The 13,967-nt window shown below is 41.2% G+C and carries 12 protein-coding genes; 6 read left to right on the top strand and 6 right to left on the bottom strand.

The features are described from left to right. Positions 1-125: 125 nt before the first annotated feature. Entirely contained in the window at positions 126-821 is a 696-nt protein-coding gene (locus tag AC5JM2_RS21670) for a response regulator transcription factor (RefSeq protein WP_495836895.1), read from the top strand. A gap of 771 nt (positions 822-1,592) precedes the next feature. On the opposite strand, the gene AC5JM2_RS21665 is transcribed toward AC5JM2_RS21670, so the two are convergent. Continuing rightward, the gene (locus AC5JM2_RS21665; RefSeq protein WP_048869887.1) at positions 1,593-1,871 is read right to left on the bottom strand and encodes an Npun_R1517 family heterocyst differentiation transcriptional regulator; all 279 of its coding nucleotides are present in this window, start codon (positions 1,869-1,871) and stop codon (positions 1,593-1,595) included. A gap of 473 nt (positions 1,872-2,344) precedes the next feature. Here AC5JM2_RS21665 and AC5JM2_RS21660 point away from each other — a divergent pair, with 473 nt between their 5' ends. Then, positions 2,345-2,890 (top strand): LeuD/DmdB family oxidoreductase small subunit, encoded by a 546-nt coding sequence (locus tag AC5JM2_RS21660; RefSeq protein ID WP_495836894.1) that lies wholly within the window; start codon positions 2,345-2,347, stop codon positions 2,888-2,890. A gap of 53 nt (positions 2,891-2,943) precedes the next feature. Then, entirely contained in the window at positions 2,944-3,318 is a 375-nt protein-coding gene (locus tag AC5JM2_RS21655; protein WP_495836893.1) for an NAD(P)H-quinone oxidoreductase subunit M, read from the top strand. 693 nt (positions 3,319-4,011) lie between these two features. Here AC5JM2_RS21655 and AC5JM2_RS21650 read toward each other — a convergent pair. Further along, the gene (locus tag AC5JM2_RS21650; RefSeq protein ID WP_495836892.1) at positions 4,012-4,281 is read right to left on the bottom strand and encodes a hypothetical protein; all 270 of its coding nucleotides are present in this window, start codon (positions 4,279-4,281) and stop codon (positions 4,012-4,014) included. Positions 4,282-5,132: 851 nt separating this feature from the next. On the opposite strand from AC5JM2_RS21650, the gene AC5JM2_RS21645 reads away from it, so the two are divergent. The 3 genes from AC5JM2_RS21645 to AC5JM2_RS21635 all read left to right on the top strand — a co-directional run bounded on the left by AC5JM2_RS21645 (position 5,133) and on the right by AC5JM2_RS21635 (position 10,093). Further along, the gene (locus AC5JM2_RS21645) at positions 5,133-7,463 is read left to right on the top strand and encodes a protein phosphatase 2C domain-containing protein (protein WP_495836891.1); all 2,331 of its coding nucleotides are present in this window, start codon (positions 5,133-5,135) and stop codon (positions 7,461-7,463) included. Between the two features lie 246 nt (positions 7,464-7,709). Beyond that, positions 7,710-9,299 (top strand): CHAT domain-containing protein, encoded by a 1,590-nt coding sequence (locus tag AC5JM2_RS21640; RefSeq protein WP_495836890.1) that lies wholly within the window; start codon positions 7,710-7,712, stop codon positions 9,297-9,299. 146 nt (positions 9,300-9,445) lie between these two features. Continuing rightward, positions 9,446-10,093, top strand: coding sequence for a hypothetical protein (locus tag AC5JM2_RS21635; RefSeq protein ID WP_495836889.1), 648 nt, complete (start codon positions 9,446-9,448; stop codon positions 10,091-10,093). A gap of 274 nt (positions 10,094-10,367) precedes the next feature. Here AC5JM2_RS21635 and AC5JM2_RS21630 read toward each other — a convergent pair whose 3' ends face one another. From AC5JM2_RS21630 to AC5JM2_RS21615, 4 genes are all read right to left on the bottom strand, one after another. Further along, complete coding sequence (locus AC5JM2_RS21630) at positions 10,368-11,768, bottom strand: PrsW family glutamic-type intramembrane protease (RefSeq protein ID WP_495836888.1); 1,401 nt, start codon at positions 11,766-11,768, stop codon at positions 10,368-10,370. A gap of 239 nt (positions 11,769-12,007) precedes the next feature. After that, the gene (locus tag AC5JM2_RS21625) at positions 12,008-12,607 is read right to left on the bottom strand and encodes a DJ-1/PfpI family protein (protein WP_495836887.1); all 600 of its coding nucleotides are present in this window, start codon (positions 12,605-12,607) and stop codon (positions 12,008-12,010) included. 199 nt (positions 12,608-12,806) lie between these two features. Then, positions 12,807-13,259: a nitrate reductase associated protein gene (locus AC5JM2_RS21620; RefSeq protein WP_495836886.1), complete on the bottom strand. Its 453-nt coding sequence runs from the start codon at positions 13,257-13,259 to the stop codon at positions 12,807-12,809. A 19-nt stretch (positions 13,260-13,278) separates the two neighbouring features. After that, complete coding sequence (locus tag AC5JM2_RS21615) at positions 13,279-13,734, bottom strand: phosphate-starvation-inducible PsiE family protein (protein ID WP_495836933.1); 456 nt, start codon at positions 13,732-13,734, stop codon at positions 13,279-13,281. Positions 13,735-13,967 lie beyond the last annotated feature (233 nt).

Below are 13,967 nucleotides of genomic sequence, written 5' to 3'. Positions count from 1 at the left end.
GTTGTTAAGCGTTAAGCGTTAAGCGTTAAGCGTGTTTCTTGAAAGCAAATCTCCCCATCTTGCCAGTAGCCCAGTGTGACTCAAGTTCGCTAAATTGGAGAAAAGTAGCGCAAAGGAAACGGTAAATGGCAGCACAATTGTTACTGGTAGATGATGAACCAGGATTGCGTGAAGCCGTAAAAGACTATTTGCAAGAGAGCGGTTTTAGCGTTCAAGTTGCCAGTAACGCCCGACAGGGCTGGGAGATGATGCAGCAAAATACACCAGACTTAGTCATTTCTGATATTATGATGCCTCAGGTGGATGGTTACCAGTTTCTCAAACAACTGCGGGACGATCCTCGCTTCCGATCGCTACCAGTGATATTTCTCACTGCTAAGGGCATGACAACTGATCGCATCCAAGGTTATCAAGCTGGCGTTGACGCCTATCTACCCAAGCCGTTTGATCCAGATGAACTTGTGGCAATTGTGGAAAATTTACTGGAACGGCGCACCGCCAGAACTCCAACTCCAACAGAAGAAGGTGATACGCCAGATATTACCGAACTGGCTAATCAGATTGCCCAAATCAAAGCTTTGTTAACTCAAAGAAATGCAATAGCTCAATCCCCAGCACCTTTTAGTATTGATTTAACGCCCAGAGAACAAAGTGTTTTAAACTTAGTAGCTGAGGGGTTGATGAATAAAGAAATTGCTCGCCGTCTAGAAACGAGTGTCCGAAATGTAGAAAAGTATGTTAGCCGTTTGTTCAGTAAAACTGGTACCAATAGCCGTACAGAGTTAGTTCGTTTTGCTTTAGAACACGGTCTTGCAAAGTAACATTGAGGCTCTGCGTTCTGAAAAGTCGCAGAGCCACCATAAGATTTTGCTTCTTACATCCCCAATTTTTGAGTTGAGACTCCCACCGCTAAAAGCGGATGGGATTCTCGGGCTGGGCTTGCTTTTTTGGGTTTCCCTTCTGAAGTCTTACAGCTCATACTCGTCCGAAATACAGCTTTTTACACCATACCGCAATTATGGACGGCTCCCAGCGCGTTTACCCCTTTGGGAATACGTTTGGTATGTGCCTCGTTGCGAGCGTGAGCGTAGCAATCTGTAGATTACTGAACGATCTTGATCTATGACAACTTTAACGCTGAATTTTTTCCATTTAGACTAAGGGGAATTAATTCTAACACGTTTGAGTTTAAGTACAACAGATTCTATTTAACTCATTGAGAAAAAGGAAAATCTCCTAACAACACTAATTTGTTCAGGTTTCGCTGTTTTCCTCTATTTTTATTTTTTTAAAGTAAAATTCTCAGGTTTTCTTCAAGCTCCTTCGATATCTTAGAGGAATAATGCGGATAGAGGAATTACACTGAAATCTAATTTTTACTAACCACAACCCTGTTATAAAAGCAAAGCATGAATACAACATTAAAGTAGGCACCCATTGTTTCCGTAGTGCTAAGGGTGAGGACTATTATAAGCCCCAGCGCTATGGTTTGTGGGGGATGGTTAAGCAAGCCAAGTCATTATTAGAACAATCTGTCAATAGGAAAAATTAATGCACAATCTGCCATTAGTAGGGTGACACAAACTTAAGTATTAACTAGCTTCAGCAGAGTTGCGTAAGCGCATCAATTGGCGTCTCATTTGCGGTGAAGCTTTGAACTCAGAAACTTCTTGAGCCTTGACATTTGCTTGCAAGGTTTCTAAAAAGTCGTCAGAACCCTCGGTTAAAGCGTCTAGCAGAACCTGCAAAAGTTGGTCGCGATCGCTCAACAAACTTTTTTCTTCTATCAACCGGAATTTCAGGTGAATTTCGCACTCATAAACACCTACATCGACACTATTTACTTGCCGTGGTAATGCTTCAAAGTTCATAGCTTTTAGACTTCCTTGTACTAAGAGGTAATTTGGGTGATCTGCTATTTTTCAAGCAAGAATTCTTTATACTTTTTTGACTTTCAAAGTGTCGGAATTAACAATCCTTGTTTGTCGGGAAACAATCTTATTGCATTTTACTCTCCTAATTTATCTTCAGGTTTGATTTTCACTCTCTGGTGTTTCAGTTTTCTGCAATAGCTATGGTTCAAGTAAACCATAACTATTATTCAGTTTTTAGGATTCCATGCAATAAAGTTTCTGTAAGAACTTGTTCAAGCTTTTTAAAGCTTTTTACATCAACTTTATCTGGAAGTCAATAAGAGTTTGAGTTGTTACTGTAAAACTGGTGTTAACACGTAAGTGAATCCGCTGAATATTTCCTATATAATGATAGCCAGACGTTGCTGTACCATAATTCCGTAAAATTACTAAATGTACAATTTATTCATTGAAAAATGCAGGAAACTGAAATGACCAAAGTAATTAGGGGTAAAATTTTCATTTTGGACGACAACATAGACACAGACCAAATTATTCCAGCCGAATATCTTACCTTAGTTCCTTCCAAACCAGATGAATACGAAAAGCTTGGAAGTTATGCTTTAGCTGGTTTACCAGACCGTTACGGCAAATTTATCCCTCCAGGCGAAATGAAAACAACTTACCCCATCATTGTGGCAGGAGAAAACTTTGGCTGCGGTTCCTCACGGGAACATGCCCCCATAGCTTTGGGTGCAAGCGGCGTCAAAGCAGTGATTGCCGAGTCTTATGCCCGCATCTTTTTCCGTAATTGTGCTGCTACAGGAGAACTTTATCCTTGGGAATCACAAGAAAGATTATGTGACAAATTTGAGACTGGTCATGAAGTATCAATAGATTTTGAAAGCAATCAATTGATTAATCACACTCTTGGTCAGATATACAACCTCAAACCTTTAGGAGAAGTTGGACCAGTGATTGACGCAGGAGGTATTTTTGCTTATGCTCGTCAGACAGGCATGATTTCTTCTCGCTAAGAATTCCGTCTACAATGATTGAGAGCGCGATTAACCCCTAAATAAAACCGCCAATGGATAACCCGATGCTGCTTAAGTCCACAACCCGGCACATAAGGATTTTTGCCGGCGAAATAGACCAGGACGGAGAACTCGTTCCCAGTAGTCAGGTTTTAACCTTAGATGTTGACCCAGACAACGAGTTCAACTGGAATGAAGATGCTCTGCAAAAGGTTTATCGCAAGTTTGATGAACTGGTAGAAGGATCTAGTGGGGCAGACCTGACAGACTATAATTTACGCCGGATTGGCTCAGACTTAGAGCATTTTCTGCGATCGCTCTTGCAAAAAGGCGAAGTCAGCTACAATCTTTCCGCACGCGTCACTAATTACAGCATGGGACTACCCCAAATTGCATCTGAGGAAAATACAGAAGGTAATGGCGTGTGAGCAGTTGTAAGTGAAAACAAGTACTGAGTGATAACAAACCTCGAAAATTGTAAGCTGCTCTGCAGTATACCGTTTTTATCAATTTACGCTCGCTCAGCGTCTTAGTACAGCCCACCATAAATCAGCCACGGAATTCGCTGCTTGGATGAACTTTGTCTAAGGTCATCAAACTTTTGATTTGCGATCCTTTTTACGGTGACGTAAAAAAGGATCGCAAATCAAGGAAGATAAATTCTGTAGATTTTTTTATATGTTGCCAAGGCCTAGTACAGTTGGGCAGAAGTAAACCTACTATTTAGTGGCAGAATAAGAAACAACAAGTAAAATTCTGTTTGGTTGGTATTAGCTGTTTAATGGTTGGTTGATTTACGCCACCCTGTACTAGCCACGCCGGTTGGAGGCTCACATCTTGCAGATATGGATATAAAATTATACAAGAGAAAAACATACGCAAGAAAATTGTGTGATTTATCTTGAGTTTTCTTTCTCAATAAAGAACTTTTGGTTTAATACTGAGTGACTAAATTAAATCAATTTTTATTAGTGCAAAATCTCGTCTGTTTAATGACTTGATAACTTATAAGAAAGTGTCTAAAAATTCAACTGAATAGTATTCATAAATTTTTAAATAGAAAACGGCAGCAGAAAGCTACCACCAGAGCTAATCGCTGACTGCTGACCGTTTAATATCTATCACCAAATTCTATTTCCTTCATCGTCTACTCGTGCTTGGCGAATCACATCTGAGATTTCTTCTGCATCTTTAACGTGATGAAGAGCCTTTTCTTCACCATCTGGCTCTTTAACGGCAACATAAGCCGGAACTTCAATTTCTTCACCTGTGATATCTGGAGAATCAACGGCAAGTTGTTGTTTTTTTTCTTCCACTGTTTCTGGCTCTTCAGAAATGACGTCACCAGGGTTCACTGCACGATGAGTTTCTTTTTCTTTGTTATCTACCATTCGGATTCACCAAATTCTTAAATATGTGCAATTTTCATTAGCAATGGTAATGTAATCAATAACCCAAAAGAGGAGTCACTGTGAAAAGCTAATAGTAACTAGCAAGACGTCCTTTAATTTACCTGTTGGTCTTAACTAAAGTTAATTGATTACCACCTACCTATAAATTAGAGAAAAAGCTCACTTATCTCCTCTTTCTGATGGAATAATTTCTTTGAACAAGGGTGTAAAGTGTAAAATAAACCTACTTGACACTCTGCACACCTTGAGATATGTCATAAAAAAAAGCAAATGAAAAAACTTGTGACTGAAAACACAGTTTTTTCTAAAGAGAATCCTGAAGAGGGGAGGTATGAAGCTTTCACAAAGTTATCTAGGTAAAGGTATGAAATTTTGGTGAAGTAAGCTCTGGTGCCAACATCTGTTCTTTGAAGACACAACTGTAATCATCCTAGGACTCTATGACCAAGTGACATGACTTTCCCATCGGAGAGTGGTTTTCAGCCTGCTACAGCTATTTTATTATTGTTTGTGAACCAGAAAATTCTCGCTCAGAATAATCTTTGTGGTGGCTTTTGGAGTTCACGACTAATTTGGGAATGCTGTATGTTGAAAAATAAACAATAGCTTGTATGCCTTATCCAGTTAAAGTATCTGTGAGTCAGTCCAGTGGGTGGCATTGCTTACCAACTGAAAAATATCTATTTTTATCATTAAGCAAACTTTTCCAAAAATTTAGCATCTTAAGTTTGTTCACAAGTTAAAATCGTGATCCAAAAGATATGAGCGGTCAACAGTGCCGCTGCCAATGCTGTTGAAAAAATGCCAATCCGCTGATCGGTGCGAAGACTATGGAAAATGATGCGGCAACGCTCTACTGCCCAAATGAACTTTGTCAAGCTCCAAACCCCCTGACACACAAATTTTGCCTACGATGCTCCACACCCCTGCCTAAACGATTCCTCTGGGCTGTGGCAGAGGGGGAAAGCTTGGCTAATGCCGGAGAATTATTAGCCGATCGCTATTTGGTTATCAGCAAGGCGCTTGTTTTGGATACCAAGCCCGGTTTGTTACCTCAAACGCCAAATGGAGAACATGCACAGGCAATAAAACCTTACTTGCGGCTATTTCCCTACCGCTTGCATGTACCGCAAGTGTATGGAATTATGCCAATAAGTGGGGACACTTATCACAAAGAAATATTACTTTTAGAAAAACCTCCGCTTTCTGTGCTAGACAGTACAGAACCCTTGGAAGTCCAGATTGCTTACGAGTTAACCACAGCTTGGCGTAACGCAACATCAATACGCCAACTGAATTTGCTGTGGCAGATAGCTAATCTGTGGCAACCTCTGGCGAGTGAAGGCGTAGCCTCTAGCTTACTGAACCCAGAGTTAGTCAGGATAGAAGGGTCTTTAGTACGCTTATTGGAATTGCGTCAAGACAATCAAACTTCGCCTGGTTTACCCCAACTCGGGGAATTTTGGCAGCAGTTGCAGCCACAAGCCAAAGGAGCGATCGCCGAATTTTTGAGTGAAATTTGTCGTTCTCTGATTGCTGGAGAAATACACTCTGGTGAGCAACTCGTTGCCATTATAGACAGGGGGTTGACACAATTAGGGCAAACCCAAACACCTCTTATCAAAATAGTCACCAAGACTGACACAGGACCAAGTCGCCAACGTAATGAAGATGCTTGTTACCCTCCTGGTGGCAGTATTGTCAGCAAACCACCATCACAAACAGCTTTAGCTATTGTCTGTGATGGCATTGGTGGACACGAGGGAGGCAATGTTGCATCACTTTTAGCCATTGAAACGATTCAACAACAGCTGCATGAACTGACGAAATTGCCTTCTGAGCATATAGACTCATCTATTGTACTTGCGGAGTTAGAAGGCGCAACCGCAGCAGCTAATGACATCATCAGTGAGCGCAACGACGACGAACATCGGCAAGGGCGTCAACGCATGGGCACAACCCTAGTGATGGCATTGCCCATTGCTCATCAAATGTACATTGCTCACGTTGGTGATAGTCGTGCTTACTGGATTACACGCTCTGGTTGCTATCAAGTGACCTTAGATGACGATGTTGCTTCTCGTGAGGTACGATTGGGCTATGCCACATACCGAGATGCAGTGCAACAGGGAGCATCAGGGTCTTTGGTGCAGGCATTAGGCATGAGTGCTAGTAATTCATTGCATCCGACGTCACAACGATTTCTTCTCGACGAAGATAGCGTTTTTCTGTTGTGCTCTGACGGTTTGAGTGACTTTGACCGCGTAGATCAATACTGGGAAACAGAAATTTTACCCATTCTTACTGAAAATTATGACATAGCAAAAGTCACAGATAAATTAGTAGAAATAGCGAATATTCAAAATGGACACGATAATGTCACGATCGCGCTAGTACACTGCCAAGTTAAATACTCAGAACCAAAATCAATCCTCAAATCTTCTCTTGCTAACCTCTCTACATTACCAATAGCTTCTAACACTGCGATCAAAACGCCACTAGTTGCATCACCTGTGGGTAGAAATCAGAAAACTCAAGTAATGCCAATAAGCAAGCCCGTCAAAAGTCTAAAAGTACCGCTACAAATCATTATTATTCTTCTGCTTGCTGTTAGCGGTTTGTTGGCGTTGGCATACCTCCTGTGGGGTCAAGAGTTACTCCCTCTCAAATTCTTACCAAAAATAAGTCTAAAGGACAGCACACAACCTACACCACTACCGATGACAAGTGGTTCTCAAGACAGTTCGGGTAATTCGAGTAAAGATAGTGTGGATGCAGCAAGGGTGATTCAAACTAACAGGGAAATAGAATTCACAACAACAACCTCGCCCCCAAAAGGTGCGATCGCCCCAAATGGTAGTGTTTTGCAAATTCTTCAGACACCAAAAACACAGAAAGACGCGAGTGTGTATTTGCGAGTCTGCTCTATTATCGGGCAACCAAGTCCATCAAACTCACAACCAACTTCTGCTACAGCAAAAAAACCTTTACTCAAGCCAGGGGATGAAGTGAAAATTTCATTTTCCAAATTCAAGTCATTGAATATTCCCAAAGCTCAACCAGAAGTGGCAAGATTCTGTCAGCCCTCAAAAGACACTTCCACACCTCCTGATGGAGAATCAACAACTGAGTCTGTGCCAAACTCTGTGCTTGAGCAATGAGATCTCGCGGAGGGTCAACTCTTAAGAGTTGTTAACAAAAACTGATAACAGATAACTGGCTAAACTAGGTGACACCTGTTAGCCGAAGAGCAGCACTTCGTCAAAAACTCGATAAACTGGTAGAAGCCTGAAATAGTATAGATGATATAACTTTAAATCAAAAACTCGAAAGGTAAAAATTTTTGCCTTTGAAAATTGTTATTTGAAATTATTTGATTCTATAGATTAACCAAGACTAACGAATCCATGCCATCCCTTAACTTGGCGATCGCCCGTCTCATCAATACCGGCAATGACAGTTTCGCCATTTGGGTGGTGAATGCTCCTTACCCCAGTGGCTATGTTTTACATGATTGTGTATGGCCTCCACATCTAACTCAAGCATGGCTTGAGTGGCAGGAAATGTTTGCTGGTCACAGCCGCTTAGATATTTCCCCAGGAGCAACACCCAATTCGGCAAGTCCTCTCCCTCTGGATTTTGTTGCCCCAACTTCGGGTCAACCCACCAGTTACACTGCTCGTTTGATGCAATATTTGGGAATTAGCTTGTGGGGTTGGGTATTTGACGGATCAATTCTCAATAGCTTTGAACGCAGTCGTGGCATTGCTATGGGGCAGCATACGCGTTTGCGCGTGCGACTGGAAGTTCGTGATCCGAATCTGATTGCCTTGCCTTGGGAAGTTATGCAGCGCGAACCTGGTCAATCTGCTATTTCTCTGTCGCAACACATACTTTTTAGTCGTACCACTAGTGAAGTCGAACCTCTACCGTATTTACGCTCAGAACAGGGGTTAAATATACTGTTGGTTTTGGGTGAAGATGAAAAGCATCTAGAACTTAATGAAGAAGCCAATATACTAGAACAAACCCTTTCCAATGGTTCTATTGTAGCAAACTATAACAGTGGCTATGCACCGTGTATGGTGAAGACACTCCTGCAACCAACCCCTATTGAGTTAATTCAACAACTAGAAACTAAGGCATACAACGTCTTGTTTTACGCAGGTCACGGTCTGCAAGGACCAGACGGAGGTTTGTTATTTTTGCGACCGGGTATGACCCTCAATGGCATGGAATTAGCCCAAGTTTTGACTCGTACAGGTGTGAAGCTGGCAGTTTTCAATGCTTGTTGGGGAGCACAACCAGCAGCGGCTAATCACCAGGCTGTTCCTCACAGCAGTTTAGCAGAAGTGCTGATACGTCAAGGTTTGCCTGCAGTTTTGGCGATGCGTGATGAAATAGCATCCCAAGAAAGCCAGACTTTTATTCAAGCTTTTGCTACAGGTTTGCGAAAGCGACTGCCAATTGATGAAGCTGTGGCAGAAGCAAGGCAACAGCTATTAATAGTTTACAGGTTCAATCAACCCGCTTGGACATTGCCGATTCTTTACCTGCATCCAGATTACGATGGAGAACTGATAAAAAATTTTGATGAGGGGATCACAGAACTCCCAGAAACTTCTATTCCGGGAATCGCTTCTTTGGTTTCCAATGCTTGTTTGCGATCGCTCTCCCCTGGAGGTAAAACTTCGTTATTGCGACCTGGAATCACGCGCATTGGACGCACCGGAGATAATGATATTGTCATTCCAGAGCCTTCGGTTTCAAAACGCCATGCTGAGATATTATGTCGAAATAGTCTGACAGGAGCAACAGCAGTACGAACCTATTATCTGCAAGATTTGTCCACCTACGGGACAACCTGGGTGTTTCGATCTAATGGTTGGCAACAAATCCATCGTCAGGAAGTTCCGTTACAGTCTGGCATGCAGTTAAAGTTTGGCAGTACCAGAAGTCAACCTTGGGAGTTCATCATTGATCATTCCCCAGGATAAGGATTGGGAACACTGATTTTCTCCCATTGAAATATAGCTAAATAAACCAGTACTTTTTGGTAGAACGGCGTTCTTTTTGCGGAAATGACATTTTGGCAGTTGTAGCTGTGTATGTACACTAAATAATTAACCCGGAGCGAGCGATAATGGTTAAGAAAATCAACAAATCAAAAACTTCTCCTTCCCTGGTGTCTCAAGTTGATTTCCAGCTTTTAGAAGCACTGCTTGAACCAGAGGATGCTACATATCCTTGGAATCCCGCAGATGAACAATCAGAAAACTATTTTGCACAACTAGAACAACAGTTCCAGTTTGAGGACGTCCTTGATGAGGAACTGGCAGAACGTTCCCAAGCTTTCTATAATTGCTTGGATACGCTTTGGCATAATAATTTGAATTCTCAGCAGTACAAAATTACTACAAAATCTACTGTCTTGGCGAATCTTCAAAAAAATTTACAAGCAGGCTTTGCCGCCAGTGTCCCTCAAGATTGGATAAAGGAAATTGCCCACAAAGCTGCTGAAATTTTTCATTCAGGGCAATCTAAGGGTGAACAACTGGTAAGTTGTGTAAAATCTGTATTACCTAATTGGGAAACAGATGATCTTTTAGTTATGGCGCGTCCTTTCGCTTACGCAATGAGGAGCGGTGAACAGAAAAATGTAAACTCAGTTGTAGATCACGTCGGCAATCGTGAGTGGACAAATCTATCTGAAATTGAGAAGGCAAAGGTAAGTTTGGCAGTTGCTTACCATGCACTTGATGAACTAAAGAATATTGAAGAAGAAGTCTAAGATTTGTTCCCTGTTTCCTGCTCCTCTTCAACGAGCGAGGAAAACTTACCTTGCCAGAAGAGCGATAATTTTGTTGTTTATCTAAAAATGCAGGGTTTTTCTCATTGAGACACAAAATGTCTGACTTAATATGTTGGTAGCGAGTTCCCAATCAAGCCAATGTATATAAAAATACAAATACTCAGAGGAGTGCAGCAACAGTAGCCGATTGTAGACACAAGAGTGGACTATAAATCAATCATCCGCCATCTCCCTCATCATCTTGTTGCACTCATTACTTACGTCCAAGAAAACGGGTAGCAAAGTTTTGCGATCGCGTTGGTGAAAGCACCCTAGCTTTGAGAATAGCTGCCATTAAAAAGGCGTAAGACAAAACCCCAACAATCACCAACAGCAAACCGTTAAAAATTCCCGTTGTATTCCACAAAGCATGTAATCCGGCTGCTGTCAGATAACCAACTGGCAATATTTGCCAACTTTTAGAGGGTTTGAGTACAGCCAAACCGAAAAAATAGCCAAAATACCCACTGTAGGCCATATGTCCGGCAACAGAACCGAGAATTCGTGGAATCAGCAGTTGCAAGCCCACAAGTTGACCACTTTCTAAGCCCGATTGTGCTGAGATATTTTGAGTAATAGTTGGCACATATTGTCCCAATGTTTCCAACAGGGTGAAGCCCACAGCAGAAGCTGTTCCCAGTAGAATACCATCAAGAGGTTCGGCGATACCGATGCGTTCCCGCCACGGTGACGGGACTACCTTAGCAATCATAAACGCCATCAGTAAAGGTATTGCCTTGAGTAATTCCTCCATCAAGCCAGCGCCAAAAAACATTCGCACCAGCAACTCTGTTAAAGTAATGGACTCCTGTTCTGAGGGCAAACTACCAGGCAACAGACCGCGAAACACAAAGATAAACAAATCCAAAACGGGAGTCAGTAAAATCACTGCCGTCGTCAATGCCGATGAACACAGCACCCACCAAGGCTTTGGTTTACCACACAACTGATAAATAAAGTAGTAAGCAGCAGAGGCTATATAAATTGCGACTATGACTTGATTGGCTTGTGGTTGACCGACCGTGGCAAACATAAGTACCACGAAGACAACTGTGAGAACTCCCGGTATCAGATAAGCTTTACTAGTTAAATCTTTGCCAGTAGAAATAATCGGAAACAGTTGAGTGAAGCTAAGCGCATCTGGTGTTTTTGAGGGAGGTCGATAATACGCCGAGGTTGGTGTTGGATAACTATTTGCTGGGGTAAGTGGTGTCGCTGCTGGTGGGGCGATCGCAGTGGCTTGTTCGTGGTTTTGTTCGTACTCAAAAACAAATTCTGGACCATCATGACCCAGAGTAATGCTATCTCCGTTCATCAATTGCTGACAACCCTGCAATCGTTGTCCATTTAAGTACGTACCATTGGCACTAGCCAAATCACAGATTAACCAACTAGATCGAGCATCTGGAGATGAAGCCAGAGGGCGAACAGCCGCATGGCGACGAGATACCATGCGATATGACATGGCATCTAACACAACTTGGCAGCTGGGATCACGTCCAATGACTACCTCTTGACTGGGAAGCAGCGAGTAGCGAGTTTCCGATCCAGCATAGGTTCCAACACCAGACACTTGCCGCAGGATTGCATTCTGTCTTGCATTTTTACCTGTCATCGAGTTACAGGGTGTTTCTAAAGTATTTCTTCAAACAATTGGGCGGTAGGACTTAAGCCTGGCCACAACAGCAAAATTGCTAAATCCACTATAGCTTCAGTCACTGCTTATCAATGAGAAATTAAAAAAATCAAAATAAACATAGAGTTTTACACAATGTTGGTCAGTATTACCCTTGACAATTGACTATTATAAGTTTACAATATAATATTTCATACCTAAATTGTTTGAAGTGCTAGCTAAACAGCAGCCATTTCCAGATGCTCAATCTTAGTACCCAGTATTTTAAGGAATTCTGCCAACCAACGGGGATGAGCAGGCCATGCTGGTGCTGTGACTAAATTACCATCAACGACAATCTCATCAGCTGGAACATCCACATAGTTACCACCAGCACGCCACACCTCTGTGCTACAAGCAGGGTAAGCAGTGCAGTTTTTGCCTTGCAAAACATCAGCTGCAGCCAACAACTGCAAGCCGTGGCAAATAGCAGCAATGGGCTTGTTTGTTTGGGCAAAATGGCGGGTGATTTCTAGCACCTGCTTATTGAGGCGGATATATTCAGGTGCACGTCCTCCGGGAATAACCAACGCATCATAGTTTTCCGCTTTTACTTCTGCAAAGGAAGCATTAAGAATAAAATTGTGACCCGGTTTTTCACTGTAAGTTTGGTCACCTTCAAAATCGTGGACAGCAGTCCTAATTTTTTCTCCAGCTTTTTTGTCTGGACAAACTGCATGAACGGTATGTCCCACCATCTGCAAAGCTTGGAAGGGAACCATCACCTCGTAGTCTTCGACATAGTCTCCTACGAGCATCAAAATTTTTTTAGTACTCATTTTCTTTTTTAGTTATTAATCATTAGTTAATTTTAATTTATGTTTGTTCGTGTTAGTGCCGCAAAATTATAATTTTTCAATCCCAATATAGAATTTTTTTTAGCCTCCAGGCCGACTTAAACACTATAAGTTTAAAAATCGTAACATGATATCAAATTTTCTAAATTCTTCAGGTGCGTTACTAATGAATAATGACTCCTCAAAGTAAATGAAATTCCTTTAAAGCTTTAGGAAAGTTTTGATTTTCATGTCCTGGACGACTAAGTTTAATTAAGGCAAAACGTTGTAACGAGGTTAATTCTGCCCACTGTTGAGGAGAAAGCGTTACACCAAATTCTCTCGCTTTCTCCTGGAGGTTTGTTGGTACACTTTTAGCATCTAACCATGCTGGATGTGGTTCGATTGGTAACTCAGCGGCTAGTGTGCCAATGCGTTCTAAAATCAGGTTCTGGAGATATTCCTTGTATGTTTGAATTTCAGATTCTGTAGAGCAAGGTAATTCAACCAAAGCTTCACGATCAGCTTTCGTCAAATGACTCCAATCAGATAACTTTAACTTGATGCCAGAAATATCAAGTTTTTGGCGCACCTGCATAGGAATACAACGCAGGGAATCAACAAAATCTGCTTCAAACTCAAAAAACTCTGACATAATAATATTTCACTCTACTTTAAACATTTTGTTTGTTACTAAATCGAATAATTAAATAACTGATTGATAAAGCAAGAATAGCAATACCTAAACCGATGATGTCAATTCCTGTTACTTTTCTTAAGTCAAGAATAATTATTTTACGAGCAACAGCAATTAATGAAGTAACAATAACTAATTCAATTTGCAAAACGTGTTTCTTTAGATACCCCGTGATATTTTCTAATATTTCTAAAGCAATTAAGATATTGAGGAATAAACTAAAAATTTCAAATAAAACTGCGTTAAACTCACCATGAGGAGTATAAAATAACTCTTTAAAAAGAAAAAATCCCAGGTCAACAATTGCTGCCACAATCACTATCACCATAAAAAGAGATAGCAACTTGGATACTAGCACTTCTATGTTTTCAATGAAGTGCATAAACTTATCATCTTTGGTGTTTTCTGCAATTCGCTTGAATAGCTTTCGCATCTGCTGCACCCCCCTATGAAGTAAAAAGTTAACAGCAAAAAGAAAAAAGAAAAACCACCAAGATAAATTTCTAGGATGGGAAAAGGATATTTTGTCGATTTGTCCTTTGTGTTGAAATGGCACTTTTTTCTTTTGCATAGCTAAAGCTAAGAAACCATCAATAAACAATAGTCAAGAATTTTAAACACTATTAACTATTGACGAATTGTTTTTATAGCTAAACATACTGTGGT

The sequence above is a fragment of the Brasilonema angustatum genome (assembly GCF_059505445.1).
Note: the sequence above shows the minus strand (reverse complement) of the source record. Positions and strands in the feature narration are given on the sequence as shown.

What these genes read in the sequence shown, in the direction of transcription:
- AC5JM2_RS21670 (WP_495836895.1), top strand. Translation starts at nt 126, where the DNA reads ATGGCAGCACAATTGTTACTGGTAGATGATGAACCAGGATTGCGTGAA.
- AC5JM2_RS21665 (WP_048869887.1), bottom strand. Translation starts at nt 1,871, where the DNA reads ATGAACTTTGAAGCATTACCACGGCAAGTAAATAGTGTCGATGTAGGT.
- AC5JM2_RS21660 (WP_495836894.1), top strand. Translation starts at nt 2,345, where the DNA reads ATGACCAAAGTAATTAGGGGTAAAATTTTCATTTTGGACGACAACATA.
- AC5JM2_RS21655 (WP_495836893.1), top strand. Translation starts at nt 2,944, where the DNA reads ATGGATAACCCGATGCTGCTTAAGTCCACAACCCGGCACATAAGGATT.
- AC5JM2_RS21650 (WP_495836892.1), bottom strand. Translation starts at nt 4,281, where the DNA reads ATGGTAGATAACAAAGAAAAAGAAACTCATCGTGCAGTGAACCCTGGT.
- AC5JM2_RS21645 (WP_495836891.1), top strand. Translation starts at nt 5,133, where the DNA reads ATGGAAAATGATGCGGCAACGCTCTACTGCCCAAATGAACTTTGTCAA.
- AC5JM2_RS21640 (WP_495836890.1), top strand. Translation starts at nt 7,710, where the DNA reads ATGCCATCCCTTAACTTGGCGATCGCCCGTCTCATCAATACCGGCAAT.
- AC5JM2_RS21635 (WP_495836889.1), top strand. Translation starts at nt 9,446, where the DNA reads ATGGTTAAGAAAATCAACAAATCAAAAACTTCTCCTTCCCTGGTGTCT.
- AC5JM2_RS21630 (WP_495836888.1), bottom strand. Translation starts at nt 11,768, where the DNA reads ATGACAGGTAAAAATGCAAGACAGAATGCAATCCTGCGGCAAGTGTCT.
- AC5JM2_RS21625 (WP_495836887.1), bottom strand. Translation starts at nt 12,607, where the DNA reads ATGAGTACTAAAAAAATTTTGATGCTCGTAGGAGACTATGTCGAAGAC.
- AC5JM2_RS21620 (WP_495836886.1), bottom strand. Translation starts at nt 13,259, where the DNA reads ATGTCAGAGTTTTTTGAGTTTGAAGCAGATTTTGTTGATTCCCTGCGT.
- AC5JM2_RS21615 (WP_495836933.1), bottom strand. Translation starts at nt 13,734, where the DNA reads ATGCGAAAGCTATTCAAGCGAATTGCAGAAAACACCAAAGATGATAAG.